Genomic DNA, 25,669 nt, shown 5'->3' with positions numbered 1-25,669 from the left:
CCGGCAAACCGACTATGGTAGGCAGCGAAGATAGTGTCCCGGCAGGGAGAGTCCAAATCACGGTTTCTTACTCTTTGTAACCGCGAACTGGAACATGTACGACGTCATAACCCTTTGATTACGCGGCATTTTAAACGTTAACAGGCAAGCAATTTCTTGCCTGCCTGTTAACAATTGTTACAGTCCGTTAACCGATCAGTTGGCCTGGCGGCGCAGGAACGCCGGAATCTCCAGCTGATCGTCGTCCTGAGTCGCCCTGGTCTGCGGCGTCAGGCGGCCCTGATCGTCCAACTGGCCGCGCCGCGGCGCGTAAAGCTGGGCGTCCTGGCTGGCGAGGCGGCGCACTTCCGGTGCCGCCTGGCGCAGCTTGGGCTCGCGCGGCTGCGCCGGCTGCAGCCGTGCGGGCTCCTCCTCGCGGCGGGTCAGGCCATTGGTCAGGCGCTTCAGGAGGCCCATCGGGCCGCTGTTCTCGTGGTCGGCCGGGCGGCTCTTGGCGTCGACCTCGGCCTTGACGACCGGCGGAAAGTCCTCGACGCGCGGCATGCGCTGCGGCGCCATCGCCACCGGCTGCTGGACTTCACGCAGCATTTCGCGTGGCTGCGGAGCCGGCTGCATCATCTGCTGGACGACCGGCTGCACCATCGGCTGCGGTTGTGCGGGCGGCGCCTGGAAGATCTTGCTCTGCGGGCGGAAATCGTCCGCATGGGCGACAGGAGCCGGACGAGCCTGCGCCATGGCCGCGGCATTGGCTTCGGCCAACTGGATGGCCTCGGCAACCGGATCGGCGGCGCGTGGTTCATACACCGTCTGCTGGACCGGCGCCGGGCGGCTTTCCACAGGGGCGACGGCCGGCCGGGCAGCCTGCTTCGGCGGTGCGGTCCGGATCGAGATCGGCGCGGCGGCGATTTCGGCCGCCGACTTGTCGATGCCGGTGGCTACCACCGAGACGCGGATGACGCCTTCGAGTTCCTCGTCGAACGTGGCGCCCAGGATGATGTTGGCGTCCTGGTCGACTTCCTCGCGGATGCGGGTCGCCGCTTCGTCGACTTCGAACAGGGTCAGGTCGCGGCCGCCGGTGATCGAGATCAGCAAGCCCTTGGCGCCCTTCATCGAGGTCTCGTCGAGCAGCGGGTTGGCGATCGCGGCTTCCGCCGCCGCCATCGCGCGGCCCTCGCCCGAAGCCTCGCCGGTGCCCATCATCGCCTTGCCCATCTCGCGCATCACCGAACGCACGTCGGCGAAGTCGAGGTTGATCAGGCCTTCCTTGACCATCAGGTCGGTGATGCAGGCCACACCGGAGTAGAGCACCTGGTCCGCCATCGCGAAGGCGTCGGCGAAGGTGGTCTTGTCATTGGCCAGCCGGAACAGGTTCTGGTTGGGGATGACGATCAAGGTGTCGACGCATTTCTGCAGCTCCTCGATGCCGAAGTCGGCCGTCTTCATGCGGCGCTGGCCTTCGAAGTGGAACGGCTTGGTGACGACGCCGACAGTGAGAATGCCCTTCTCGCGCGCTGCGCGGGCAACAACCGGAGCAGCACCCGTACCGGTGCCGCCGCCCATGCCGGCGGTGACAAAGCACATATGGGTGTTGGTGAGATGGTCGAGAATCTCGTCGATGCACTCTTCCGCCGCCGCGCGGCCGACTTCCGGCTGGGATCCGGCACCGAGCCCCTCGGTGACATGCGCGCCAAGCTGGATCAGCCGAGAGGCCTTCGACATGGTCAGCGCCTGCGCGTCGGTGTTGGCCACGACGAACTCGACACCGCGCAGTCCGGCGGTGATCATGTTGTTCACGGCATTGCCGCCGCCGCCGCCTACACCGAACACGGTGATGCGCGGCTTAAGCTCGGTGATGTCCGGCTTCTGCAGATTGATAGTCATTGTCTCCGTCCTTTGCCTTTCACGCCGCTTCGCCGCCGCGGCCGCCTATGGGGCTGTCCCCGTCAATTAGAAACTGTCTCTCAACCACTGACTCATGCGATGCAGTTTTCCACCCGTTCCGGTCATTCTGAGACCGGAAATGCCTTTCGCCGGATGGCTCTCGAAGCTCGCCATCTGCGGATAGATCAGAAGCCCGACCGCGGCCGAGAAAGCCGGGCCTTTCGCCGCTTCGGGCAGGCCCGCCACGCCGAGCGGGCGACCTATGCGTACATTGCGCCCCAGGATGCGGCGCGCCGCTTCCGGCAGGCCGGCCAACTGGCTGGCGCCGCCGGTGAGCACGACGCGCTTGCCGACCGCATTGCCGTAACCGGACTTGTTCAACCGGTCACGCAGGAGTTCGAGCGTCTCGTCGATGCGGGCGCGCACGATGCGCGTCATCACCGAACGCGGGATCTGCAGCGGCACGTCGCCATCGTCGCCGATCGGCTGGATCGAGACCAGGTCGCGGTCGTCGGCGCTGCCCGGCAGCGCCGAGCCGTGCATCACCTTCAGCCGTTCGGCGGCGTCGAGCGAGGTCGAAAGTCCCTTGGCCATGTCGAGCGTCACATGGTTGCCGCCGATGGCGATGGCGTCGCCATGGACGAACTTGCCTTCCGAAAACACCGAGATCGTCGTCGTGCCGCCGCCCATGTCGATGCAGGCGGCTCCGAGTTCCAGCTCGTCGTCGACCAGTGCCGCCAGCCCGCTGGCATAGGGCGTCGCCACCATGCGCTCGACCGACAAATGCGAGCGGTTGATGGAGAGCTCCAGATTGCGCATCGGCGCCGCATCGCCCGTCAGCACATGCATGTCGACGCCAAGCGTGTCGCCCACCATGCCGCGCGGATCGCGCACGCCACGCTCGGCATCCAGCGAAAAGCCGACGGGCAGCGAATGGACCACCTCGCGCTCGGCCTTCAGCGCCTGCTTGGCACCGGCGCCGAGCACGCGCTTGATGTCGGCTTCGTCGGCTTCGTGGCCGCCAAGATTGATGGTCGCCGAGAAGCTTTCGCTCTTCAGCCGGCCGGCGGTCATGTTGACGATCAGCGAATCGACCGTCAGCCCGGCCATGCGTTCGGCGGCATCGACGGAGAGGCGAATGGCATGCTCGGCCCGGTCGAGATCGACGATGACGCCGGACTTCACGCCTTGCGATTTCTGGTGGCCGATGCCGATGACCTGGATGCGATGCGAGCGGCCGCGCAGGAGCTTGCCGTCATCGTTCGGCTTCAGCTTGGCCACCATGCAGCAGACCTTGTTCGAGCCGACATCCAGCACCGTCAGGGTGCCCGACCGGCGCGACGAGGCATCGCCAGAACCGCCAAGCCAGCTCATATCTTCGTCTCCGGCTTGCGCTTGAGGGCTTTCGGCTTCTCGTTGAGCGCGGCTTCGCGCTGCGTCGCCGCCTGCGGCGTCAGCTCCACGACCAGCCGGTCTGTCAGGCGCATGTCGACGGCGGCGATGTCGCGCGACAACAGCCCCTTGTCATGGTCCATCTTGACGAGTTCGGCGAGCGCCTGGTCCTCGTCATCCTCGGGCAACTTGATGGTGATGCCGTTGTCCAGCTTCAGGTCCCAGCGCCGTTCGCCAACACGGACATAGCCTTTGATGCGGCTGGCGAGGTCGGGATAATGTTCGATCCTGGCCAGGAAATCAGGCGCCTTGGCGGGCGCGCCGGTGCCGATCAGCAGCGGCAGGAGCACCTGCTTGCCGCCCGAGAACGGCGCGATGACGGCGCCATCCTTCTCGATGACGGAGAGGTCGCTGCCCTGCTGCCAGAGCGCGAAAGCCGCGCGCTCCTCGACGCGCACTTCCAGCGTGTGCGGATAAACCTTGCGCACCGCGGCAACCTGGATCCACGGCAGGGTGGCGATACGCTCCCGTGCGGCCTCGGCATCGAAGCCGATCAGCGACGTCCAGCCATCGAGTTCCAGCCTGTCGAGAATGTCGATCTCCGAAGTCTGACGGTTGCCGACCACCTTGACCTGGTCGACCGCGAAGCCGGTGCGGGCGGTGATGCTTTGAATGATCCCGTCGGCGTGACCGCCGAGGTAGGCGCCATAGGCGCCACTCGACACCAGCAGTACCGACGACATGATCGCGGCGGAGAAGCGCGGCGCCTGGAATTCACCATCGCCCAGGCGCGTCAGGATGCGTACCGGGCGACGAAGCACGCGCGGCAGAACGAAATGGTCCAACGACAATGGCAGGCCGAACAGCGACGGCCCGGCCGCGCCCCTCACCTTACCCTGTCCCCATTTCAACGCAGACACGAAGCGTCCTCCACCATCCAACTCAACAATTCACCAAACGAATGCCCGGCATGGGCGGCAATTTCAGGCACCAGAGACGTCGGCGTCATGCCCGGCTGAGTGTTGACCTCGAGCCATACAACCTCGCCATTTTCGGAGTGACGATCGTCATAACGGAAGTCCGACCGGGAAACGCCCCGACAGCCGACAGCTTGGTGAGCCTTGAGCGCCAGTGTCTGTATTTTTTGGTAAATATTCGGTGAAACTTTTGCGGGGCATTCGTGTTTTGATCCGCCCGCGACATATTTTGAATCATAGTCGTAGAAGGAATGGCCCGTCGGGATGATCTCGCAGACGCCAAGCGCCACATCGCCCATGACGGCGCAGGTCAGCTCGCGCCCATGGATGTAGCGCTCGACCATGACGGTATCGCCATATTTCCATTCGGACGACCCGATCACCTGCGGCGGGTGCGACTGCCCCTCCGACACGATGACGACGCCAAAGCTCGACCCCTCGCTGACCGGCTTGACCACATAGGGCGGCTTCATCGGATGCTTGTTCTGGATGGAGAACCGATTGGAGACCTTCGATTCGGCAACGGGGACGCCGACCGATTTGACGATCTTCTTCGCCTGCTCCTTGTTCATGGCAAGCGCCGAGGCGAGCACGCCGGAATGGCTGTAGGGAATGCCGAGATATTCGAGGATGCCCTGGATGGTACCGTCCTCACCAAAAGGCCCATGCAGCGCATTGAAGGCGACGTCAGGCTTGAGCTCGGCAAGCACCGAGCCGACATCGCGCCCGACATCGACGCGGGTGACCTGGTAACCCTCCTGCTCCAGCGCATCGGCACAGGCCTTTCCGGAAGACAGAGACACGGGCCGCTCGGACGAGAAACCTCCCAGCAATACGGCCACATGCTTGCTTTTCATTCCCCGTCATCCCCTCTCACCGCGGACCAAAAACACAAGATTTCCGCAACATTGAGTCTGAGTCTCCCGGCAGGTTGCCCCCCAGACGGAAAACGCTGAAAACGCGTCGAACGACTCAAATCAGGAAACGCTTCAGGGCAGAGAATCAGAGAGTTGATTCACTGGCAAGCACTTATGATTCCGAGAGATTCACTTTCTGAGAAAATGGATGCGAAAACCGTGTCGCTGAGTCTTTGCGGCAACGATTTCACGGTATTTCGATCCGGTTGAAGTTCACGCATCACGTGAACTTCAAGAGGCGCTAGAGAAGCTGGCCGAGGAACTCCTGGACGGCATATCCGGAACGGAAATTGCCGATGCGCTTGATCTCCCACTGCAACCGGATGCCGGAATGCTCGAGCACCCGCGCGCGCACCGTCTCGCCGAGATATTCGAGGTCGTAGCCGGTCGCCGTTCCGGTGTTGATCATAAAGTTGCAGTGCATCGGCGACATCTGCGCACCGCCGATCATCAGCCCGCGGCAACCCGCCTTGTCGATCTCCTTCCAGGCCGACGTGCCTTCCGGATTCTTGAAGGTCGAGCCGCCCGTCTTCTCGCGGATCGGCTGCACGGTCTCGCGATGGTTCTGCACCGCATCCATCGCCGCCTTGATCACCGCCCTGTCCTCGACAAAGCCTTCGAAAACGGCCGAAGTGAAGATCAGCCCGGCGGGCGCCGCCGAATGGCGGTAGGCATAGCCCATCTCGGCATTGCTCAGCGTTTGGGCGTTGCCCGCGCGGTCGAGCGCCCGCACCTCGACGACGCGCTCGCGCGTCTCGACCCCGTTGGCGCCGGCATTCATCCTGAGCGCGCCGCCGATAGCGCCTGGAATGCCGTGATAGAAATGGAAGCCGCCAATGCCGGCCTCGAGCGCTACCGCCGCCATGCGCTTGTCTGGCGTGGCGGCACCTGCCTTGATCCTGATCGGGGAAACGACTTCGGCCTCGCCAAAGCCCTTGGCCGAAAGCCTGATGACGAAACCCGGAATGCCGCCGTCGCGGACAAGAAGGTTCGAGCCGACGCCGACGATGGTCAAGGGTATCTCTTCGGGAACCGCTCTGAGGAAGGCGGCGAGATCTTCTTCATCCGCCGGCTGGAACAGCGCCTCGGCAAGGCCGCCAGCCCGGAACCAGGTGATCTTGTCCATCTCGGCATTCGGCGTGATGCGGCCGCGCAGGCCGGCTAGCCGGTCGCCAAGTCTGTCGATCAGGGCCTGGCCGTTCATCATGGGGCGGCAAGCTCCTTCGGCAGCGCATAGGCCCACTGAGTGATATTGCCGGCGCCGAGAAAGACGACGAAGTCGCCGGGCTTGGCGATGTCGCGGATGACGGGCGCGATGTCGGCCGGCCCCTCGATGTAGCGGGCGTCCCGATGACCGCCGGCGCGGATACGCGACACCAGCGCGTCCGATGTCACGCCGTCCATCGGCTCTTCGCCGGCGGCGTAGACCGGGGCGACCATCACCGTGTCGGCATCGTTGAAGCAGGCGGAGAACTCGTTGAACAGATCATGCAACCGGGTGAAGCGGTGCGGCTGGGCAATGGCGATGACACGCCCGTTGGTGGCGCTGCGCGCCGCCTTCAGCACCGCCGAGATTTCGACCGGGTGGTGGCCGTAATCGTCGAACACGTCGACACCGTTCCAGGAACCGGTGTGGGTGAAGCGGCGCTTGACGCCGGCGAAAGACGACAGGCCTTTCTTGATCGCCTCGGCCGACAGGCCGAGTTCATGCGCGACCGCGATCGCGGCGGTCGCGTTGGAAACATTGTGGCGGCCGGGCATCGGCAGGCGCAGGCCCGAAATTGCCGTCTGGCCGCGCCCCTTGCGGTCGCGGATGATCACGTCGAACTCCGAGGTCGCCCCCGCCATGCGATGGTTGGTGAAGCGCACATCGGCCTGTGCGTTCTCGCCATAGGTGATGACGCGCCGGTCCTCAATGCGCCCGACCAGCGCCTGCACTTCCGGGTGATCGGTGCACATCACTCCGAAGCCATAGAAAGGCACGTTCTCGACGAACTGGCGGAACGCTTCGCGCACATTGTCGAAATTGCCATAATGATCGAGATGCTCGGGATCGATGTTGGTGACGACGGCGATGTCGGCCGGCAGCTTGAGGAAGGTGCCGTCGCTCTCGTCGGCTTCGACCACCATCCACTCGCCATCGCCCATGCGGGCGTTGGTGCCGTACGCATTGATGATGCCGCCATTGATGACGGTCGGGTCGAGCCCGCCGGCCTCGAGCAGCGTCGCCACCATCGAGGTCGTCGTGGTCTTGCCATGCGTGCCGCCGATCGCCACCGCCTGGCGAAAACGCATCAGCTCGGCCAGCATCTCCGCGCGGCGCACGATCGGCAACAGCTTTTCACGCGCCGCCTTCAGCTCCGGATTCGACTTCTTGATCGCCGTCGAGACGACGATGACCTCGGCGTCACCGAGATTCTCCGCCTTGTGGCCGACGAAGCATTCGATGCCCTTGTCGCGCAGCCGCTGCACATTGGCGCTGTCGGCCTGGTCGGACCCCTGCACCTTGTAGCCGAGATTGTGCAGCACCTCGGCGATGCCGCTCATGCCGATGCCGCCAATGCCGATGAAATGCACGAGGCCGATGGTCTGCGGCATCTTCATGGGTGCGTCCCCTTCCTGAAATCCGATACTGTTTTGCGGGACGCAATAGCCTCTGTGAGGTCGGCGAGCAACCGCGCCGCGTCGGGCCTGCCGACCGACTTGGCCGCGGCAGCCATCGTCGCCAGCCGCTCCGGTTGGTCTATCAGGGCGCCGAGCAGTGCCGCGATGCGCTCGGGCGAAAGCGAGGATTGCACATGCACCTCGCCACCGCCGGCGGCCGCAAGGGCGGCTGCATTGGCCGCCTGGTCGTGGTCGAGCGCGAAGGGATAGGGCACCAGCAGCGCCGGCCGGCCGATGACGGCGATTTCCGACACGGTCGAGGCGCCGGAACGAGAGATTACAAGATGCGCCGCCGCTATGCGCGCCGCCATGTCGGTGAAGAACGGCGAGACCTCGACGGCGACGCCGAGCGCGGCATAGGCCGCCTTCACCCGCGCCACGTCGTCCGCGCGAGCTTGTTGGGTCACGACAAGGCGCTTGCGCTGTGCGTCGGAAAGCAGCGCGATGGCCCCTGGCATGGCATCGGAAAAGAACTGTGCGCCCTGGCTGCCGCCGAACACCAGCAGGCGGAAAGGCTCATCCCCGGTTGAAGCCGCGTAAGGCGTCCTGGCCGCTTCGAGCACAGCCGGCCGGACCGGATTGCCGGTCGTCACAGTCTTGGCGCCGGCCGCGCTTTCATCCTGCGGCAGGAAGCCGCCGGCGATCGCGTCGACACGGCCGGCCAGCGCCCGGTTGGCGCGCCCCATCACCGCGTTCTGCTCGTGGATCAGCGTCGGCACCTTGCGCCGCGTCGCCGCGTAGAGCGGCGGCAAGGTCGGATAGCCGCCAAAGCCGACCACGGCCTCCGGCTTGACCCTGCCGATGATGGCGGAGGCCTGACGCACGCCGCTCCAGATTTTCCAGAAGGCGCCGAGCAGGGCGAAGGGATTTTTCGAGCCTAACGTCGCCGACTGGATCGGATGGACGGCCGCCGCAGGAAAATGGGCGGCAAACCGTTCGGCCCGGGTGTCGGTCGCCAGATGCACCGCCCAGCCGCGATCGAGGAGTTCATGCGCCAGCGCTTCGGCTGGAAACAGATGTCCGCCGGTTCCGCCCGCCGCGAGAAGGATAACGCCTCTGGCCATGTCACTCCGCCGGCATGGCGCGCTGCGGCAGGGTAAAGCCCATCTGCTTGCGCTTTTCCGGCCGCTTGCGCGTCAGCGCCAGCACCATCCCCATCGAGATGGCGATGGCGATCTGCGAGGAGCCGCCATAGGAGATGAAGGGCAGCGTCATGCCCTTTGCCGGCACCAGCTGCAGGTTGACGCACATGTTGATGACGGCCTGCAGGCCGAACACGGTGACCAGACCGCCGACCGCATAACGGGTGAAGTCGTCATGCTCCTTGAGCGCCGTGTTGAGACCGCGCAGCACGATGAAGGCGAAGATCGACATGATGAAGAAACACATGATCAGCCCAAATTCTTCGCCCGCGACCGAGAAGACGAAGTCGGCATGGCTGTCGGGGATGACCCGCTTGACCGTGCCCTCGCCCGGCCCGACGCCGAACCAGCCGCCATTGATCAGCGCATCGCGGCCCATGTCGACCTGGAACGTGTCGCCTTCGCCGGTGAGGAATTTGTCAATGCGCAGCGCGACGTGCGGAAACACCGTATAGGCGGCGAAGACGCCGCCGACGCCGGCAGCGCCCAGCACGATGATCCAAAGCCATGGCAGCCCCGCCATGAAGAACATGATGCCCCAGGTGCCGGTGGTCAGCATGGTCTGACCGAGGTCAGGCTGCGCCACCAGCAGCGACACTACCAGCACCAGGAGCAGCATGGCGAACAGATTGCCCGGAATGTCGGGCTGGCGCTTGTGCTCGGCGAACAGCCACGCGCACATGATGACGAAGGCCGGCTTGAGGAATTCCGAAGGTTGGATCGACAGGCCGGCAAGCGACACCCAGCGGCGCGCGCCCTTCACCTCGACGCCGACATAGAGCACCGCCACCATCAGCACCAGCATCAGGCACAGCATGATCAGCGACATGCGCCGGATCTGCCTGGAATCCAGGAACGAGACCGCCAGCATCACGCCGAGCGCAGGCACGGTGAAGATGATCTGCCGGGTGGCGAAATGGAAACTGTCGAGGCCGATGCGTTCGGCCACCGCCGGACTTGCCGCGAAGGACAACACGATGCCGAGCCCCATCAGCGACAGAAACGCCGCCAGGAACCAGCGATCGATGGTCCACCACCAGGTTGCGACCGGACTTTTGTCGAGACGGCTCTGCATTATCGTGCCCCTCCGATGGGTTTGACGCCATCCATAGCGCTCGCAGCTTGCCTGAAGGCTTCGCCGCGGACCTCGAAATTCTTGAACTGGTCGAAACTGGCGCAGGCCGGCGACAACAGCACCACCGCCTCGCCACTGTCGTCCTTGGCCGCGTCATGCGCGGCATGCTCGACCGCTGCCGCCAGCGTGCCCGAGATCTCGTAGGGCACGGCCTCGCCGAGCGTCGCCGAAAAGGCGGGCGCCGCCTCGCCGATCAGATAAGCCTTGGCGATGCGCGGGAAGAAACCGCGTAGCGGCTCGATGCCGCCTTCCTTGGGCAGGCCGCCGGCGATCCAGTAGATGCGATTGAAGCTGGACAGCGCGGGTGCGGCGGCATCGGCATTGGTCGCCTTGGAATCGTTGACGAACAGCACATGGTCCTTGCGGCCAACCTGCTCCATGCGGTGCGCCAGACCCGGGAAGCTTTCCAATCCAGACTGGATCTCGCCAAGGTTGAGCCCGACCTTGAGGCAAGCGGCGACGGCGGCCAACGCGTTTTGCGCATTGTGCTGACCACGCAGCGAGCCAATGCCTTCGAGGAAGGCTACCCGGCTGTAGCGGCCGTGCACGGCTTCCATCAGATTGGTGCCGTCGGCGAAATAGCCGTCGGTCAGCGGCAGGCGCTTGGAAATGCGGACGACCTGCCGCCCTGCCCGCTCCAGCCGATCGGCGATCTGCGCGCACCAGGAATCGTCGATGCCGATGATCGCCGTCTCGCTGCCCGCCACCAGCCGCTCCTTGATCGAAGCGTAGTGCTGCATGGTGCCGTGGCGGTCGAGATGGTCGGGCGTCAGATTGAGCAGGATGCCGGCCGTCGGATTGATCGAGGGCGCAAGGTCGATCTGGTAGGACGAGCATTCGACTACATAATGCCGGCCGGGCTTCGGCGGATCGAGCGTCATCACCGCACGGCCGATATTGCCGCCCATCTGCGTGTCGCGCCCGGAGGCTTGAAGGATATGCGCTGTCAGCGCCGTCGTCGTCGACTTGCCGTTGGTGCCGGTGATGGCGATGAAGGGAGCATCCGGCGCACGCTGCGTCCGTTCCCTGCAGAACAGCTCGATATCGCCGATGACCTCGACGCCGGCCCCACGTGCCAATTCCACGGTCCAGTGCGGCTTGGGGTGGGTCAGCGGCACGCCGGGCGACAGCACGAAGGCGGAAAACCCGGCCCAGTCGGCGCCACGCAGATCGCCGGTGGCGATGCCGGTGGCAGCCGCCTTGGCGACGCTGCCGGGATTGTCGTCCCAGGCCAGCACCTCGGCGCCGCCCTCGATCAGCGCGCGCGCCGTGGCGATCCCCGAGCCGCCGAGCCCGAAGAGCGATACACGCTTGCCTGCGAAGGATGCGGCGGGGATCAAGTGGCGGCCTATCTGAGCTTGAGGGTGGAAAGACCGACCAGCGCCAGGATGACGGCGATGATCCAGAAGCGGATCACCACCTGGCTTTCGGTCCAGCCGAGCTTTTCGAAATGATGGTGGATCGGCGCCATCAGGAACACGCGCTTGCCGGTCATCTTGAAGTAGCCGACCTGGATGATGACCGAGAGAATCTCGACCACGAACAGGCCGCCGACGATGACGAGCACGATCTCGTGCTTGGTGGCGACCGCGACCGTGCCGATCAGGCCGCCCATGGCCAGCGATCCGGTGTCGCCCATGAAGATCGCCGCGGGCGGCGCGTTGAACCAGAGAAAGCCGAGGCCGGCGCCGATGACCGCGCCAAGCACGACCGCCAGTTCACCAGTGCCAGGCACGAAATGGATCTGCAGATATTCGGCGAAAACCGCGTTGCCCGAGAGATAGGCGATGACGCCGAAGGACGCCGCCGCGATCATGATCGGCACGATCGCAAGGCCATCGAGGCCATCGGTCAGGTTCACCGCATTGCCGGCGCCGACGATGACGAAGCAGGAGAACGGAATGAAGAACCAGCCGAGGTTGATGATGAATTCCTTGGCGAAGGGGAATGTCAGCGACGACGAGAACGGCGCCTGGCCATTGTGCATGATCGCCCAGGCGGCGATGCCGGCGATAACGAATTCCAGCGCAAGCCGCGCCTTGCCGGAGAAGCCGAGATGCGACTGCTTCGTCACCTTCAGATAGTCGTCGTAAAAGCCGATCGAGCCGAAGCCGAGTGTCACCAACAGCACCACCCAGACATAGATGCTGGACAGGTTCGCCCATAAAAGCGACGAGCCGATGATGCCGGACAGGATCATCAGTCCGCCCATGGTCGGCGTACCTGCCTTTTTGAAATGGGTCTGCGGCCCGTCGGCGCGGATCGGTTGGCCCTTGCCTTGCCTGAGCCGCAGCGAATTGATGATGGTCGGCCCGAAGATGAAGACGATCAGGGCGGAGGTGATCAGCGCCCCGCCGGTGCGGAACGTGATGTAGCGGAAGACATTGAAGACAGAGACCTTGTCCGCGAAATCGACCAGCAGTGTGAACATGCGCTTTCGTCCCCCGACTAGGTCTGGTTGCTTGTTGTCGTTTCAGCCGGGAATTTGCCCAGCAGCGCATCGACCAGTTTTGCAAAACCGATGCCCTTCGACGATTTGATCATCACCACGTCGCCCGGCTTCAGCGCGGCGAGCAGCACCGGCTTCAACTCCTCGACGCCGGCGCGGTATTCCGTCCTGATATCGTCCGGCAGCGCTTCCGCCAGCGACCGCATTTCCGGGCCGCCGAGAAAGACCGTCCGCGTGCCGGTGCCGACGATGAGATCGGCAAGAGCGGCGTGCAGCTTGGCCGAGTGATCGCCGAGTTCGAGCATGTCGCCAAGCACGGCGATGCGCCTGCCCTCGCCCGTCACCGGCGTCGCGTTGAGCAGCGCCATCGCGGCCGCCATCGAGGCAGGATTGGCGTTGTAGCTCTCGTCGATCAGCGTGATCGAGCCCCCGGCCCGGCCCGAAATCGGGCCACCGGGATGCCGCAGCACGTGGCGCTTGCCGCGCCCGCGCTCGGCCGAGAGATCGGCCAGCGCCAATGCAACCTTGTCGAGATCGGCGCCAACCAGATGGGCGGCGCCAAGCACCGCCAGCACGTTCTGCACCATGTGCCGGCCGGGCGCGCCGATACGGGCGATGATATCGTGGCCGCTGATCCTGGCGGCGATGTCGGAATGGTCGGCATGCAACTCGCACTTGACCAGCTTGAAGGTCGAGCGCGCATTCTCGCCGAAGCCATGGATATGCTCGACGCTGGCAGCCTGTGCCATCTTGTACAGCAGCTTGAAACGCGCATCGTCGCGGTTGAGGACGGCAGCACCATCGGGCTCCAGGCCCTCGAAAATCTCGGCCTTGGCCTTGGCGATCTCGTCCAGGTTGCGGAAGAAGCCAAGATGCGCGGCCGCGATCATGGTGACGATGGCGACATGCGGCCGCACCATCTTCACCAGCGGCCGGATCTCATCGGGATGGTTCATGCCGATCTCGAACACGGCATAATCGCAATCGGCGGGCATGCGCGCCAAGGTCAGCGGCACGCCCCAATGGTTGTTGAAGGACTGCGCCGAGGCATGCACCTTGCCGACAGCCGAAAGCACGTGGCGCAGCGCCTCCTTGGTCGTGGTCTTGCCCGCCGAGCCGGTCACCGCGATGATCTTGGCTTGCGAGCGGGCGCGCGCCGCGACACCGAGCTTTTCCAGCGCAACCAGGACGTCGTCGACGACGATGATCGGCGCGGTCAACCGGCCAAGTGAGGGCAGCTTGCCTTCGGCCACCACCAGCACGCCGGCGCCGGCCTTGATGGCCGCGGTGACGAAGTCATGGCCGTCCATCGCCTCGCCCTTGATGGCGAAGAAAGCATCGCCCGGCTGCAGGCTGCGGCTGTCGATCGAAATGCCCGATATGCCTTCGGGCATGGGGCCGAGCGGCCGTCCGTCCGTGGCGGCAACCAGAGCTTCCGACGTCCACAGCAAGCTCATGCGGCATGCTCCCGGAGCGCGGCGCGCACTTCCTCGTGGTCGGAGAAATGCAAGGTTTCCGAGCCGATCGTCTGGCCTTCCTCATGACCCTTGCCGGCCACGATCAGCGTATCGCCGGCATGCAGCATGCCGACAGCCTCGTGGATAGCCTTGCGCCGGTCGCCGATCTCCATGGCGCCGGGCGCGGCCTCAAGAATGGCGGCGCGGATGGTTTCGGGCACTTCCGAGCGCGGATTGTCGTCGGTGACGATGACGACATCTGCAAGCCGTGTCGCGATCTCGCCCATGATCGGTCGTTTGCCACGGTCGCGGTCGCCACCACAGCCGAAGACGACCATGACACGGCCGGTGGTGAACGGACGCACCGAGGCCAGCACGTTCTCGAGCGCATCGGGCTTGTGCGCGTAATCGACATAGACCGGCGCGCCGCTCGCCGTGGTGCCGACGAGATCGAGCCGGCCCGGCGCGCCTTTCAATTTCTCCAATGCCGCCAAGGCTTTGGCGACAGGCGTTCCGGTGGAAATGGCAAGCCCTGCCGAAACCAGCGCATTCGCGATCTGGAAATCGCCGGCGAGCGGCAGGTCGATCTCGTGGATCACACCGTCGGCCTCGACCTCGGCACGCTGGCGATGACGCTCATGCTCGACCCGCTTCAGCCTGAGGAAATCGCCATGGCGGCCGACCGTCAGCACATCAAGCCCGGCGGCCCGCGCCGCCTTTATCGTCGGCTCGGACCACGGATCGTCCGCGAAGACGATGGCGGGGGCGCCCTTCAGCAGCAGCGTGTCGAACAGGCGCAATTTGGCGCGATGATAATCCTCGATCGTCGGATGGTAATCCATGTGGTCGCGGCCGAGATTGGTGAAGCCCCCGGCCGAGAGCTTCACCCCATCGAGGCGGCGCTGGTCGAGCCCGTGGCTGGAGGCCTCCATCGAGGCGTGGGTAACGCCGGCATCGGCCAATTCCCTGAGCAACCGGTGCAGGGCGACCGGATCGGGTGTCGTCAGCGAACCATATTCGTTGCGGCCGGGCGCGACCACGCCAGTGGTGCCGATCGAGGCGGCGGCATATCCCGCCTGCTCCCAAATCTGCCTGGTGAAGGCAGCGACTGAGGTTTTGCCGCTGGTGCCGGTAACCGCGACCATGGTTTGCGGCTGTTTGCCGAAGTAGCGGGCGGCACTCAAGGCCAGTGCCAGGCGCGGATCATCGACGGCCAGTACCGGAACCGGCGAATCGGCAAAGGCGCTTCCGTTGCCCAAGACGATCGCGGCAGCGCCACGCCGGACCGCGTCGGCGGCATAGCTCGCGCCATCGGCCTTGGTTCCGGCAAGCGCGAAAAAGACGACGCCCGGTTTTACCTGGCGGGAATCGGACGAGATGCCGGTAACCTCCAGATCGGCGGAAGCTGTTCCTTCGACTGGCAGGATACCGGCTAGATCTTTGAGCTTCATCGAGTCCCGTTCACCGCAACAAAATAGCGCGCAGTTGCCGGCGCGCCCCAAGAATCACTGATAGGAAACCAGCGTTGCACCATTTTCATGGCTGAAATCTGGCTTCACGCCAAGCATGGCCGCTGAACGCCTGATGATATTGCCGGCCATAACCCCAGCATTGTTGGCGGCGACGTCGGTCATCCCAGGCTTTTCCGGATGCGGGGCGTCGGCGATCGTGAACACCAGATATTGCGGATCGTCCATCGGGAAGGCGGCGACGAAGGTGTTGAAATTCAACTCCTTCGAGTAACGGCCGTTGATGACCTTCTCGGCCGTTCCGGTCTTGCCGCCGACGCGGTAGCCGGGAACGCGGGCGTTTCTGGCCGAACCCTTCTCGGCGTTGAGCGTGTAGAGGTAGCGCATGCCCTCGACGGTCTTTTCGGTAACCACTTTCTTGGCCGCCGCCATCGCGTCCTCTTGGCTGCGGACCAGGAATGTCGGCTGCATCAGGAAGCCGCCATTGACCAGCGCCGCGCAGCCGACAGCCGCTTGCAGCGGCGTCGTCGACACGCCATGGCCGAAGGCGATGGTGAACGAGTTGACCTGCTTCCAGACTTTCGGCTCGGTCGGGCGGGCGACTTCGGGCAGTTCGGTCTGCATCTTCTCCAGAATGCCGAGGCGGTGCAGGAATTCGCGGTGCGCCTCGATGCCGACCAGCTCTGCCTCCCTGGCCGATCCGATGTTGGACGAATAGAGGAACACCTCCGGCAACGACAGCACACGGTTCTTGCCGTGGAAATCGTGAATTGCCTGGTGGCCGACGCGGATTGGATGCGAAGCGTCGAAGCGGCTCGACATCGTCGCCTTGCCGGAATCGAGCGCCATGGCCGAGGTGAAGCTCTTGAACGTCGAGCCCATTTCATAGAGCCCCGCCGACATCCGGTTGAGCCGGTCCTTGTCCTGCGCATTGTAGGGATTGTTCGGATCGAAATCCGGCACCGAGGCCATGGCCACCACTTCGCCGGTCTTGACGTTGAGCACGACCGCGCCAGCGCCCATGGCGCGATAGCGCTCCAGGCCGGCGGCAATCTCGTCGCGCACCACATGCTGGACGCGCAGGTCGATCGAAAGCTTCACCGGCCTGAGATCCTTCGCCACCGCCAGGCCCGACGCCTGCAGGTCGCTCAGGCCCTGCTCATCGATATATTTCTCCATGCCGGAAATGCCCTGGTTGTCGATGTTGGTCAGGCCGACAACGTAGGACGAGGTTTCGCCGCTTGGATAGAAACGGCGCTTTTCGGTGCGGAAGCCAAAGCCGGGAATGCCGAGCTGCATGATGTCGGCCTGCTGCTTGGGCGTCAGCTGCCGCTGCAGCCAGACGAAGCCGGCGCCGCTCTTCAGCTTGTGATAGGTCTGCTCGTAGTCGATTTCGGGCAGCACCGTCGACAGCTTCTCGATCGCCTCGTCGGCATCGACGATGCGGCGCGGTTCGGCGAACAGCGACGCCGTCTTGATGTCGGTGGCCAGCACTTCGCCGTTGCGGTCGACAATGTCGGGCCGCGAGGCGGTCACCCGGCTCTGCGGGCCGCCCGACAGGTCGGGTGTCTGGAAACCAAGATAGACCAGCCGCCCGGATATGGTCGAGAAGATGCCGAAGAACACGGCCATCGTCATCACGATGCGCGCCTTGCCCTTGCCGCCTGTCGCCTTGCGGGCGCCTTCGACCACGATCGATCTGTCCTCGCCCGTCCTGGCGCGCCTTACCGACGCGAAGCGCTTCAGCAGTTTGCCGATCATTGGGCGATGTCTCCGGTCACGACGGGATCCTTGTCGCCTGAAGGCGCCTTATCGGAATTGTCAGCCATCGTGCCCTGGCGCCCGTTCAGGATGTCCTGGATATCGAGGGCCTTGGCCGGCAGGTCGCCCAGGCCCACGATCTGGCGGGCACTGACCGGCTCCAGCGCGAGCTGCGACTTATAGAGTTCGGCCAGCTTCTGCAGGCGCGACGGCTGGGTGAGCAGGCTCCAGTCGGCCTTGAGCAGGTCGATCGTGTCCTCCTCGTAGCGGATCTCGGCATGGATCTTCTGCACGGCCGCCAACTGGTCCTCGGCCTCGCGCTTGGCCTTGTAGGTCAGGGCGGCCGCCGAAACCATGACGGCGATCAGGACAATGTCGCTGGTACGAAACACGTGCTTACCTCTCCCCCGGCCGGTCGATGCCGGGAAGTTTTGGAAGGCCGAAAATCGAAAAATCGTCGCCGCGCGCCGGAGCCTCGGTGCGGATCGCGGCACGCAACCTGGCCGAGCGGGCGCGTGGGTTGGCCGCAACCTCGGCATCGCCTGCGGTCACCCCGCCACCAGCCTTGCGGAATGTCGCGGTGCGCGCCTGCGCCTCCGGCATGTGGCGCGAGCCGGTCATGGTGTCGGCGCGGTCGGCGATGAAGCGCTTGACGATGCGGTCTTCCAGCGAATGGAACGTCACCACGGCGAGCCGTCCACCAGGCTTCAGCGCGCGTTCGGCCGCGAACAGCGCCCTGGCCAGTTCGCCGAGCTCGTCATTGACGAAGATGCGCAGCGCCTGGAAGACGCGGGTCGCCGGATGGATCTTGTCCTTCGGCGCGCGTCCAATATGCGTTTCGATCGCATCGGCGAGTTCGAGCGTGCGCTCGAATGGGCGTTTTTCCCGGCGCGCCTCGATCATGCGGGCGATGCGGCCGGCGTGACGCTCTTCGCCGAGGAAGCCGAAGATGCGGGCAAGGTCGCCCGGCTTGAAACTGTTGACGACATCGGCAGCACTCAGGCCCGCCTGCGCCATGCGCATGTCGAGCGGTCCGTCGCTGCGGAAGGAAAAGCCACGCTCGGCCTGGTCGAGTTGCATGGAAGAAACGCCGATGTCGAGCACGACGCCGTCGACGCTTTCGACGTGTTCGTCGAGCGTCGAGAACGGCGCCTGCACCAGCTTCAGCCGGCCGCCGGATTGCGCCTCGAGGTCGCGGCCGGCCGCGATGGCATCCGGATCGCGATCGATGGCGACAACGGACGCGCCGGTCGCCAGTATGGCCTTGGTGTAGCCGCCGGCGCCGAACGTGCCGTCGATGACGATGTCGCCCTCCGCCGGCGCCAGCGCTTCCAGCACTTCGCCAAGGAGGACCGGAATGTGGCGGACCGATCCGCCAACGGCGTTGATATCATCGCCGTGGCCCACCGTCATTCCGGTCGCTCCCCAGCCTTGGCCTCGTGAGTCTTCGTGCCCTGCCGAAGCTGCAAAAGCCTGGCCCGCGCCTGCGCGCCGTAGGTCGCAAGCCGTCCCGGCTCCCAGATCTGAAAGAAATTGCCGCGCCCGACAAAGGCCACCTCCGCGGAAATGCCGGCATGTTCGCGAATGAAATCGGTCATGGTGATGCGGCCGTCCTGGTCGAGCTTCAGGAACGCTCCGTCGCCATGGCAGAAGAACGACATGTCGTCCGCAGTCTGCAGGAACGGGTCTTCCCGCGCGATGCGTTGCTCGTAGCGATCGAGCAGATCGAGCCCGCCGACATCCATCGCCGGCAGGTCCAGGCACCGCAGCGCATAGAGTTCCGAATAGCCGCGCTTCTGCACCACGGCACGGAAATGCGCCGGAACGGACACCCGCCCCTTCGCATCGATCCTGCTCACCGTGTTCGACAGAAACCGGTCCATCACACGTTGCAGCCGCTTGCGCAACCGCACCCCTCTTCATCGTGTCGCACGCGCCACCGCAGCGCTGCGCCCGCCCCGCACCAACCTCGTCCACAGGGGCAAAAAACGGCAAACGCGCAGCCGCCGCGGCTGCCCGATTGGCGTACGCTTTACCCTGACGCGGAACGAAGGCTTTGATGTCGAAATGGGATACCATGGGGCACTATGGGCGTCAACGGGAATAGGGCTTCACAAACATGCGCATCACGGCGACGAGAAGGCTTTGACGGCACGTCTCGTCTTTATGGTCTATTAAGCCTAACGAACCGTTTAGAGCCTCGCTGGTCTAACTGGAGACGCCTTGCCGCGAGCCGCGGCCGGGCATAGCGTCTCCCCATATCACCGATCGCCAAGGGACTTGAAACTCGATGTCTGAAACTGCCAAATCGCGCGCTGCGGCCCTTCCCCATTTGCGTCGCAGCGGGTTTGCCATGGGCGATTCCATTCCCCTGCCACTGACCATGGCCGCCATCTTCCATGCACCGGGCGATGCCACCGGCTTCAACCAGTACGGCCGTTTCAGCAACCCGACCTGGGATGCCGTCGAACACATGTTGTCCCATTTGGAAGACGCGCCCTGCGTCGGTTTTCCCTCGGGGATGGCAGCAATCTCGGCGACATTCTTTGCCGTGCTCAAGGCCGGCGACCACGTCCTGCTGCCTTCGGACGGTTATCACACGACCAGGGCGCTGGCTGATCGCTTCCTGAAACCGCTCGGCGTCTCCTACGATGTCCGGCCGACGTCGACTTTCCTCGACGGCGGTTTTGCGGGCTATCGCCTGGCCTTCGTCGAAACGCCGGCCAATCCGGGGCTGGACATCTGCGATATCGCCGCTGTCGCCGAAGCCGTCCACAAGGCCGGCGCGCTGCTGGTGGTCGACAACACGACGATGACGCCCTTCGGCCAGCGCCCTCTCGATCACGGCGCCGATATCGTTGTCGCCGCCGACACCAAGGCACCCAATGGCCATTCCGACGTGCTGTTCGGACATGTTGCCAGCCGCAACGTGGATATCATCGCCGCCGTGACCGGCTGGCGCGAGGTCTCGGGCAGCATCCCCGGGCCGTTCGAAGCCTGGCTGGTGCATCGCGGCCTGGAAACATTGGATGTGCGCTTCGACCGCATGTGTTCGTCGGCGGAAGTGATCGCGCGGCGCCTGCAAGGCCATCGGGCGATCAACGGCCTGCGCTATCCCGGCCTGGAAGGCGATCCCTCGCACAATCTTGCCCGCGCCCAGATGGAGCGCTTCGGCTTCCTCATCTCCTTCGAACTCGCTTCCGAGCAGAAAGCCGAGGATTTCATCAACAATTGCGACCTGATGCAGGCCGCAACCTCCTTCGGCGGCGTCCACACCTCGGCCGAGCGGCGCTTGAAGCGAGGCGACGCGGTTCCGGCCGGCTTCGTTCGCCTGTCGGTCGGTTGTGAGCCGGTGGAAGAACTCTGGAAGGCGATCGAGGCCTCGCTGGACAGGATCAGCGACTGACAAATCGACCACGAGCGGGTCAGCGTTTGATGGGATCGCCGAACCGCCCTAACTCCTTGTTTTACGCAATTACGCGATTCCGCAAGGGAAAGCGCTAGCGCTTCTCCTGGATTGCTTAGGAGCCGAGGTCATTGGCTTCGATGTTGCGCCGACCATGCAGCACGCGAAGAACTTCGATCGCATCACCGCCGACCCGGTACAAGGTGAGATATTCGCCGACAATCAGATGGCGGATACCCGGCGCAATGTCGTCGCGTGGCGCACCTGAGAAGGGATTAAGTCGACAATTGCTGCCATCTTGCCGCTAAACGATCAAGCAACCGGTCCGCTGCTGCCTCGTTGTTGCCCGCAATATGAAGCCAGATCGCAACCAAATCCTCTTCCGCCCGAGCGCTGCGGTCGATTGGCAGCAACTTCATGCCGCGTCGTCAGATCGCAGACGCCTGCGGGCCTCCGCCTTGATTTCGTCCATCGAGGCAAACCGACCAGGCCCGCTGTCGATCCCCTCCTGCACCAGCTTGCGCAGTTCCTCAACCGTGTAGCCCATCAGGTCGCGGCGGTCCTTCCATTGCCTCAACGCATCGCGGATCACCTCGCTCGCCGAAGCGTATTCTCCAGCCGCGACCACATCGTCGACGGCCTGAGCCAACTCCGGCGAAAGCGTGATGCTGCGTTTGTCGACCTGACCCACGATAGGCTCCTGATGATGAGCCGTGATGGTACGATTTAATCGCACCAATTTCAAGAAAAGTCGGCGGATATCTCTGTCTTGCGGCGGGGCAAATGAGCGCCATGCGTTGAATCAGAAGCTGCGCCCATGGGCGTAACCTTCTGGCACCAAAGGCTTTATCCCAGATGTCGTGGAGAGGAACTGCCAGCTGGCCTGTAAGCCGGGTTTTGTATGGCCCTCGCCCCTTGCGAGGCGAGAACGTGGCGGCCATTCATCTTGGGCGCATGTTGCCATGCGCCTCACGCAACCTACCCGGACGGTGGGCCGGAAACAGCCCTCGAGGGTTCCCCCTCGCACCGCCCCTATTCGGTCTTGCTCCCGGTGGGGTTTACCGTGCCGCTCCTGTTGCCAGTCGCGCGGTGGGCTCTTACCCCACCCTTTCACCCTTACCCCGACAAAGTCGTGGCGGTTTGCTTTCTGTGGCACTTTCCCTGGGGTCGCCCCCGCCGGCCATTAACCGGCACCGTGTTTCCATGGAGCCCGGACTTTCCTCACCCGCGGCCTTTCGGCGTTTGCGGGTGCGGCCGCCCGGCCAGCTGGCAGGGCGTATAAAGGCGTTCACACCGCAAAACGCAACCGAAAAAGCCGTCGTGTCCGGTTCTTGTCAAGCCGGTGCGCCGACAGCCGCCAACTGGACCTTGACCTTGCTGCAATAGGCCGCCGAAACCGGGTTCATGCGGGTGGCGCCATGGCCGGCATTGTATTTCAGGATGGTGCCGCAGGTCGTGCCGCCGCCGAGGTCGCGCGCCATGGCGAGGTACTTCATGCCGTATTTGATGTTGGTGTCGGGATCGAACAGGCCCTTGGCCGACCCGCTGTAACCCATCATGCGCGCGGTTGCCGGCTTGATCTGCATCAATCCGATCTCGCCGGCGCCGCCGACCATGTTCGGCCGGTAGTTGCTTTCGATCTTGATCACGGCCTGGGCCAGCGACACCGGAACCCCGTAGGTGGCCGCGTAGCGGCCGACAATCGCGGAATACTGGCCACCGCTCGTCACCGCTGCGGTCGCCGCAGCGACGTTGCCGAGACCGATCGATGCCGTCGTCGTCATGTCCACGGTTTTGCGGCCGCGCTTTGTCTGCCTCTTGGCGGAGGACTTCCCTGCCCCGGTCTTACTTGCCTTGGTCCCACTTGCCTTGGCCCAGCTTGCCTTTTCCACTTTCGCGGAAACCTGCTTCGTCGTCTTGTTGCTTTTGGCCGAAATGGCCTTGCCTTTGGCGGATGCCGCGACGAGGCCCTGGTCGGCCCGTGGGCTTAACGGCGCGGCGTCGGCCGCACTGAAGGCAAAACTCATTACCCCGGCAGCAAGAGCTGCCGTTAAAACGGTCAATTTCTGCATGTGATCCTGTTCTGTTGGGGCCGCGCGAAGATCTTCGCGGGGCATCGCTTGATCAATATCGGAACACCCGGGGGGATGGACGTCCGACAAACTGTACGGAACGCCCTTTGAAGTCCGATTTGGCGTCAATGAAGGCGAGGCAAGTCACTTTCAGTGACAGTTTGTAACTTTATGACCAGGGAGGATTACTTGGACCGGCTCTTGACCTGAGGTCAATTCCTCACGGAAGCAAGCAATTTCTGCAGCGTGCGCATCGTCGAGCCGTCGGCGGTGCCATCGATTCGGCGCGGTCGAAAATGCCGTTGAAAGGCCTCAACGACAACTCGTGTCCGGTCGTCGAAAATGCCCGATATCTCGACGCCATAGCCATAAAGCGACAGCATCGACTGCAGCGTCTCCACATCGGCACCGCGGTCACCGGACTTCAGCGCGGCTCCGCGCCTGACGGGAGCGGCCGGCACGAGATGACCGACACCGGCCTTAAACAGCGCGGCCCATGGGAACTTCTCGCCGGGATCGATCTTGCGCCCCGGCGCCACGTCGGAGTGCGCCAACACCCGCTGGGGGGTGATCGCGTGCCGCGTGACAATCCCCTTGCACAGCTCGATGACCGCCGTGATCTGACGTTTCGGAAAGCCGGGATAGCCCAGTGAATGGCCGGGATTGACGATTTCGATGCCGATCGAGCAGGAATTGATGTCGGTGCGTCCGAACCAGGAACTCTGGCCGGCGTGCCACGCGCGATCGCTTTCCCGCACCATCTGCACGACGTGACCATTCTCATGGACGAGATAATGCGACGAGACTTCACTCGCCGGATCGCACAGCCAGGCTTCGGCCGCGGCCCCGGTAGCCATGCCCGTGTAGTGCAGCACAATCATGTCGGGCTTCTGCGCGTCGCGCCTTGGCCCGAAATTCGGCGATACCCTGACCTCGGCGCTTGGCTCGTCGGGCAGGAAGCCGCTCATGCGTGCCGCAGACCCCGCTCGATCATCTCGTAGGCGGCGTTGATCGCCGCGACCCTGGTCGTCGCGATCTTGATGAATTCCTGCGGCAGCCCGCGCGCGATCAGCCGATCCGGGTGGTTGTCCGACACCAGCTTGCGATAGCGTTTCCTGACCTCCTCGAACGGCTTGCCCCGCTCGATGCCGAGGACGACATAGGGGTCGCCGGCACCAAGATTGACGTGCCGCGCCATGATCGATTCGTAATGCGTCTCGTCAATGCGGAAGATCTCGGCGATACGGTGCAGGAAGATGCCTTCGCGCTCATGCACCAACCCATCGGCCTTGGCGATGTGGAACAGGCCATCGAGTATGTCTTCCAACATCACGCAATTGGAGTGCCCGGAGCCGCAGAGCTGCGCCATGCGCTCGGCATAGGTCTCGAAACCGGCCACATCCCGCTGGGCCAGATCGAACAGCCGCGCGACGTTGCGCGTCTCCTTCGGCGGCACTTCGAAAATTTCCTGGAAGGCGCGCACCTCATCCTGGGTGACGATACCGTCGGCCTTGGCCATCTTGGCCGACAGCGCGATCATCGCCACCGAGAAGGCGACGCGGCGGCGCAGGTCGGCATCGCCGGAGAAAACCGTGCGCACAGCTTCAACCACGTCGGCGACGCCTGACGTGGTTGAAGACGAAACCCGCGTGATGAAGTCGCCGAGGCGGTCCCAAATCGACATGGCCAGCTTCATAGAGCCAACCGGTCCCCGCTATCAAGCCAATAACGGCCACTCTCTATCGGGTCCGTGGCCACCGACGATCCACGGTCCCGAGCGCGGTCTCCACGAGAAAGGCCGGCATGAAGCCGGCCTTCCTCCCAAGACACCTACTGCTTACAAACTACTGCGCGGGCGCAGGAGCGGGCGTTGCCGGAGCCGGCTCGGCAGGCTTGGTCGAATTATCGGCCGGGGCCGCGGGCTTCATCGGCTGCTCGGCAGCCGGCGGATTGGTGCTCTGCGTGGTGGTGTTGTCAGTGCCTGTGCCACTGTCGCTGCAGGCGGCAACGCCCAGCAGGGCCAGGGCGGACACCGAAGCAAGAATGAGCTTTTTCATTACGTCTCTCCTTCAACACACGTTCACGTTGCGGTGAACGGTCGAAGGAGAAATGCCCCGGACGGCCATGGGTTTCATAACGTTGCGTTTCCGCCTGTAACATCAATGGCATGCAGGCGACATTGCTGCCGGCGCTTGGGCGCTTTAACAACGATAACGAAAACGAATACCGGAGACAGCCGCATGACCGCGAAATGGGATTTCTGGATCGATCGCGGCGGCACCTTCACCGATATTATCGGCCGTGACCCGCAAGGCGGGCTGCATCCGCGCAAATTGCTGTCGGAGAATCCTGAAGCCTATGCCGATGCGGCCATTCAGGGTATCCGCGACCTGCTCGACCTTGAAGCGACCGCCGCGATCCCGTCCAGCCTGATCGGCGACATCAAGATGGGCACGACCGTGGCCACCAACGCCCTTCTGGAGCGCAAGGGCGACCGCGTGTTGTTGCTCATCACCAAGGGGTTTGGCGATGCGCTAGGGATTGCGTACCAGGCGCGACCGGACATCTTCGCCAAGGAGATCATCCTTCCCGAACAGCTCTATGAGCGCGTCATCGAGGTCGACGAGCGCGTGCTCGCCGACGGCCGCGTCGAGCGGCTGCTCGACATATCAGCCTGCCGGCCGGCCATAGAACAAGCGAAAGCCGATGGTATCGACGCCGTGGCGATCGTCTTCATGCATGCGTGGAAATATCCCGATCACGAGAAGGCGGTGGCCAAGGTCTGCCGCAAGCTTGGTTTCGGACAGGTCTCGGTCAGCCACGAGGTCTCGCCGCTGATCAAGCTGGTCGGCCGCGGCGACACCGCGGTGGTCGACGCCTATCTGTCGCCGATCCTGTCGCGCTATGTGCAAAGGGTGGCGGGAGAACTGGGGGTGGCGGGAGAACC

General features: G+C 64.1%; 24 protein-coding genes and 1 other RNA gene. 2 read left to right on the top strand and 23 right to left on the bottom strand.

The genetic code is table 11. The features are described 5' to 3' along the window. Window positions 1-195: 195 nt before the first annotated feature. The 16 genes from ftsZ to mraZ all read right to left on the bottom strand — a co-directional run bounded on the left by ftsZ (window position 196) and on the right by mraZ (window position 19,127). Window positions 196-1,881, bottom strand: coding sequence for a cell division protein FtsZ (ftsZ, locus tag FJ954_RS07260; RefSeq protein ID WP_015317216.1), 1,686 nt, complete (start codon window positions 1,879-1,881; stop codon window positions 196-198). A gap of 66 nt (window positions 1,882-1,947) precedes the next feature. Next, on the bottom strand, window positions 1,948-3,255 hold the full coding sequence (ftsA, locus tag FJ954_RS07255) for a cell division protein FtsA (protein WP_015317215.1): 1,308 nt from the start codon (window positions 3,253-3,255) through the stop codon (window positions 1,948-1,950). Then, window positions 3,252-4,193 (bottom strand): cell division protein FtsQ/DivIB, encoded by a 942-nt coding sequence (locus tag FJ954_RS07250; protein ID WP_140660919.1) that lies wholly within the window; start codon window positions 4,191-4,193, stop codon window positions 3,252-3,254. Before FJ954_RS07250 ends, ftsA begins: the two co-directional genes overlap by 4 nt. Next, complete coding sequence (locus FJ954_RS07245; protein ID WP_015317213.1) at window positions 4,181-5,107, bottom strand: D-alanine--D-alanine ligase; 927 nt, start codon at window positions 5,105-5,107, stop codon at window positions 4,181-4,183. The genes FJ954_RS07250 and FJ954_RS07245 overlap by 13 nt, the downstream gene beginning before the upstream one ends. Window positions 5,108-5,408: 301 nt before the next feature. Then, the gene (murB, locus tag FJ954_RS07240) at window positions 5,409-6,374 is read right to left on the bottom strand and encodes a UDP-N-acetylmuramate dehydrogenase (RefSeq protein ID WP_015317212.1); all 966 of its coding nucleotides are present in this window, start codon (window positions 6,372-6,374) and stop codon (window positions 5,409-5,411) included. Further along, entirely contained in the window at window positions 6,371-7,771 is a 1,401-nt protein-coding gene (murC, locus tag FJ954_RS07235; protein ID WP_015317211.1) for a UDP-N-acetylmuramate--L-alanine ligase, read from the bottom strand. The genes murB and murC overlap by 4 nt, the downstream gene beginning before the upstream one ends. Further along, window positions 7,768-8,895 carry an undecaprenyldiphospho-muramoylpentapeptide beta-N-acetylglucosaminyltransferase gene (gene murG, locus FJ954_RS07230; RefSeq protein WP_140660918.1) on the bottom strand — a complete coding sequence of 376 codons (1,128 nt, stop codon included), beginning with the start codon at window positions 8,893-8,895 and terminating at the stop codon, window positions 7,768-7,770. The genes murC and murG overlap by 4 nt, the downstream gene beginning before the upstream one ends. Window position 8,896: 1 nt before the next feature. Further along, window positions 8,897-10,048 carry a putative lipid II flippase FtsW gene (ftsW, locus tag FJ954_RS07225; RefSeq protein WP_015317209.1) on the bottom strand — a complete coding sequence of 384 codons (1,152 nt, stop codon included), beginning with the start codon at window positions 10,046-10,048 and terminating at the stop codon, window positions 8,897-8,899. After that, window positions 10,048-11,448: a UDP-N-acetylmuramoyl-L-alanine--D-glutamate ligase gene (gene murD, locus FJ954_RS07220; RefSeq protein ID WP_140660917.1), complete on the bottom strand. Its 1,401-nt coding sequence runs from the start codon at window positions 11,446-11,448 to the stop codon at window positions 10,048-10,050. The genes ftsW and murD overlap by 1 nt, the downstream gene beginning before the upstream one ends. 8 nt (window positions 11,449-11,456) lie before the next feature. Continuing rightward, window positions 11,457-12,539: a phospho-N-acetylmuramoyl-pentapeptide-transferase gene (gene mraY / locus FJ954_RS07215; RefSeq protein WP_015317207.1), complete on the bottom strand. Its 1,083-nt coding sequence runs from the start codon at window positions 12,537-12,539 to the stop codon at window positions 11,457-11,459. Window positions 12,540-12,556: 17 nt separating this feature from the next. Then, window positions 12,557-14,014, bottom strand: a complete 1,458-nt coding sequence (locus tag FJ954_RS07210; protein ID WP_140660916.1) for a UDP-N-acetylmuramoylalanyl-D-glutamyl-2,6-diaminopimelate--D-alanyl-D-alanine ligase — start codon at window positions 14,012-14,014, stop codon at window positions 12,557-12,559. Further along, window positions 14,011-15,465 (bottom strand): UDP-N-acetylmuramoyl-L-alanyl-D-glutamate--2,6-diaminopimelate ligase, encoded by a 1,455-nt coding sequence (locus FJ954_RS07205; protein WP_140660915.1) that lies wholly within the window; start codon window positions 15,463-15,465, stop codon window positions 14,011-14,013. Before FJ954_RS07205 ends, FJ954_RS07210 begins: the two co-directional genes overlap by 4 nt. A 54-nt stretch (window positions 15,466-15,519) precedes the next feature. After that, the gene (locus FJ954_RS07200; RefSeq protein ID WP_140660914.1) at window positions 15,520-17,244 is read right to left on the bottom strand and encodes a penicillin-binding protein 2; all 1,725 of its coding nucleotides are present in this window, start codon (window positions 17,242-17,244) and stop codon (window positions 15,520-15,522) included. Then, the gene (locus FJ954_RS07195; protein WP_140660913.1) at window positions 17,241-17,636 is read right to left on the bottom strand and encodes a hypothetical protein; all 396 of its coding nucleotides are present in this window, start codon (window positions 17,634-17,636) and stop codon (window positions 17,241-17,243) included. The genes FJ954_RS07200 and FJ954_RS07195 overlap by 4 nt, the downstream gene beginning before the upstream one ends. Before the next feature lie 4 nt (window positions 17,637-17,640). Beyond that, a complete protein-coding gene (rsmH, locus tag FJ954_RS07190) occupies window positions 17,641-18,657 on the bottom strand; it encodes a 16S rRNA (cytosine(1402)-N(4))-methyltransferase RsmH (protein ID WP_140660912.1) in 1,017 nt (338 codons plus the stop codon). Continuing rightward, a complete protein-coding gene (gene mraZ / locus FJ954_RS07185) occupies window positions 18,654-19,127 on the bottom strand; it encodes a division/cell wall cluster transcriptional repressor MraZ (RefSeq protein ID WP_140660911.1) in 474 nt (157 codons plus the stop codon). The genes rsmH and mraZ overlap by 4 nt, the downstream gene beginning before the upstream one ends. A 407-nt stretch (window positions 19,128-19,534) precedes the next feature. Here mraZ and FJ954_RS07180 point away from each other — a divergent pair, with 407 nt between their 5' ends. Next, a complete protein-coding gene (locus FJ954_RS07180) occupies window positions 19,535-20,650 on the top strand; it encodes a cystathionine gamma-lyase (RefSeq protein ID WP_140660910.1) in 1,116 nt (371 codons plus the stop codon). A gap of 115 nt (window positions 20,651-20,765) precedes the next feature. Here the strand turns inward: FJ954_RS07180 and FJ954_RS32235 are convergent, their stop codons facing one another. The 7 genes from FJ954_RS32235 to FJ954_RS07145 form a co-directional block, all read right to left on the bottom strand. After that, window positions 20,766-20,873, bottom strand: a complete 108-nt coding sequence (locus tag FJ954_RS32235) for a hypothetical protein (RefSeq protein WP_281405543.1) — start codon at window positions 20,871-20,873, stop codon at window positions 20,766-20,768. Window positions 20,874-21,065: 192 nt separating this feature from the next. Further along, window positions 21,066-21,341, bottom strand: coding sequence for a type II toxin-antitoxin system ParD family antitoxin (locus tag FJ954_RS07170; RefSeq protein WP_140615618.1), 276 nt, complete (start codon window positions 21,339-21,341; stop codon window positions 21,066-21,068). A gap of 179 nt (window positions 21,342-21,520) precedes the next feature. Continuing rightward, window positions 21,521-21,920: RNase P RNA component class A (gene rnpB, locus FJ954_RS07165), an RNA gene on the bottom strand. Window positions 21,921-21,984: 64 nt separating this feature from the next. Next, window positions 21,985-22,722 carry a transglycosylase SLT domain-containing protein gene (locus FJ954_RS07160; protein ID WP_140615616.1) on the bottom strand — a complete coding sequence of 246 codons (738 nt, stop codon included), beginning with the start codon at window positions 22,720-22,722 and terminating at the stop codon, window positions 21,985-21,987. A 212-nt stretch (window positions 22,723-22,934) separates the two neighbouring features. Then, window positions 22,935-23,690, bottom strand: a complete 756-nt coding sequence (locus tag FJ954_RS07155; RefSeq protein WP_140660909.1) for an N-acetylmuramoyl-L-alanine amidase — start codon at window positions 23,688-23,690, stop codon at window positions 22,935-22,937. Further along, on the bottom strand, window positions 23,687-24,406 hold the full coding sequence (locus FJ954_RS07150; protein ID WP_041163805.1) for a DnaJ family molecular chaperone: 720 nt from the start codon (window positions 24,404-24,406) through the stop codon (window positions 23,687-23,689). The genes FJ954_RS07155 and FJ954_RS07150 overlap by 4 nt, the downstream gene beginning before the upstream one ends. Window positions 24,407-24,566: 160 nt before the next feature. Further along, window positions 24,567-24,779, bottom strand: a complete 213-nt coding sequence (locus tag FJ954_RS07145) for a hypothetical protein (RefSeq protein ID WP_015317194.1) — start codon at window positions 24,777-24,779, stop codon at window positions 24,567-24,569. A gap of 183 nt (window positions 24,780-24,962) precedes the next feature. On the opposite strand from FJ954_RS07145, the gene FJ954_RS07140 reads away from it, so the two are divergent. Then, on the top strand, window positions 24,963-25,669 hold a 707-nt coding region (locus FJ954_RS07140; RefSeq protein ID WP_140660908.1), incomplete at its 3' end, for a hydantoinase/oxoprolinase family protein.

Source organism: Mesorhizobium sp. B2-3-15, assembly GCF_006442875.1.
GTDB classification, from domain to species: Bacteria; Pseudomonadota; Alphaproteobacteria; order Rhizobiales; family Rhizobiaceae; genus Mesorhizobium; species Mesorhizobium australicum.
The sequence above is the reverse complement of the archived record's forward strand: the minus strand, read 5'-3'. Positions and strand labels throughout refer to the sequence as shown.

Coding starts and splice junctions, on each gene's coding strand:
- ftsZ (WP_015317216.1), bottom strand. CDS start 1,881: ATGACTATCAATCTGCAGAAGCCGGACATCACCGAGCTTAAGCCGCGC.
- ftsA (WP_015317215.1), bottom strand. CDS start 3,255: ATGAGCTGGCTTGGCGGTTCTGGCGATGCCTCGTCGCGCCGGTCGGGC.
- FJ954_RS07245 (WP_015317213.1), bottom strand. CDS start 5,107: ATGAAAAGCAAGCATGTGGCCGTATTGCTGGGAGGTTTCTCGTCCGAG.
- murB (WP_015317212.1), bottom strand. CDS start 6,374: ATGATGAACGGCCAGGCCCTGATCGACAGACTTGGCGACCGGCTAGCC.
- murC (WP_015317211.1), bottom strand. CDS start 7,771: ATGAAGATGCCGCAGACCATCGGCCTCGTGCATTTCATCGGCATTGGC.
- murG (WP_140660918.1), bottom strand. CDS start 8,895: ATGGCCAGAGGCGTTATCCTTCTCGCGGCGGGCGGAACCGGCGGACAT.
- ftsW (WP_015317209.1), bottom strand. CDS start 10,048: ATGCAGAGCCGTCTCGACAAAAGTCCGGTCGCAACCTGGTGGTGGACC.
- mraY (WP_015317207.1), bottom strand. CDS start 12,539: ATGTTCACACTGCTGGTCGATTTCGCGGACAAGGTCTCTGTCTTCAAT.
- FJ954_RS07210 (WP_140660916.1), bottom strand. CDS start 14,014: ATGAGCTTGCTGTGGACGTCGGAAGCTCTGGTTGCCGCCACGGACGGA.
- FJ954_RS07205 (WP_140660915.1), bottom strand. CDS start 15,465: ATGAAGCTCAAAGATCTAGCCGGTATCCTGCCAGTCGAAGGAACAGCT.
- FJ954_RS07200 (WP_140660914.1), bottom strand. CDS start 17,244: ATGATCGGCAAACTGCTGAAGCGCTTCGCGTCGGTAAGGCGCGCCAGG.
- rsmH (WP_140660912.1), bottom strand. CDS start 18,657: ATGACGGTGGGCCACGGCGATGATATCAACGCCGTTGGCGGATCGGTC.
- mraZ (WP_140660911.1), bottom strand. CDS start 19,127: ATGGACCGGTTTCTGTCGAACACGGTGAGCAGGATCGATGCGAAGGGG.
- FJ954_RS07180 (WP_140660910.1), top strand. CDS start 19,535: ATGTCTGAAACTGCCAAATCGCGCGCTGCGGCCCTTCCCCATTTGCGT.
- FJ954_RS07160 (WP_140615616.1), bottom strand. CDS start 22,722: ATGCAGAAATTGACCGTTTTAACGGCAGCTCTTGCTGCCGGGGTAATG.
- FJ954_RS07155 (WP_140660909.1), bottom strand. CDS start 23,690: ATGAGCGGCTTCCTGCCCGACGAGCCAAGCGCCGAGGTCAGGGTATCG.
- FJ954_RS07150 (WP_041163805.1), bottom strand. CDS start 24,406: ATGTCGATTTGGGACCGCCTCGGCGACTTCATCACGCGGGTTTCGTCT.
- FJ954_RS07145 (WP_015317194.1), bottom strand. CDS start 24,779: ATGAAAAAGCTCATTCTTGCTTCGGTGTCCGCCCTGGCCCTGCTGGGC.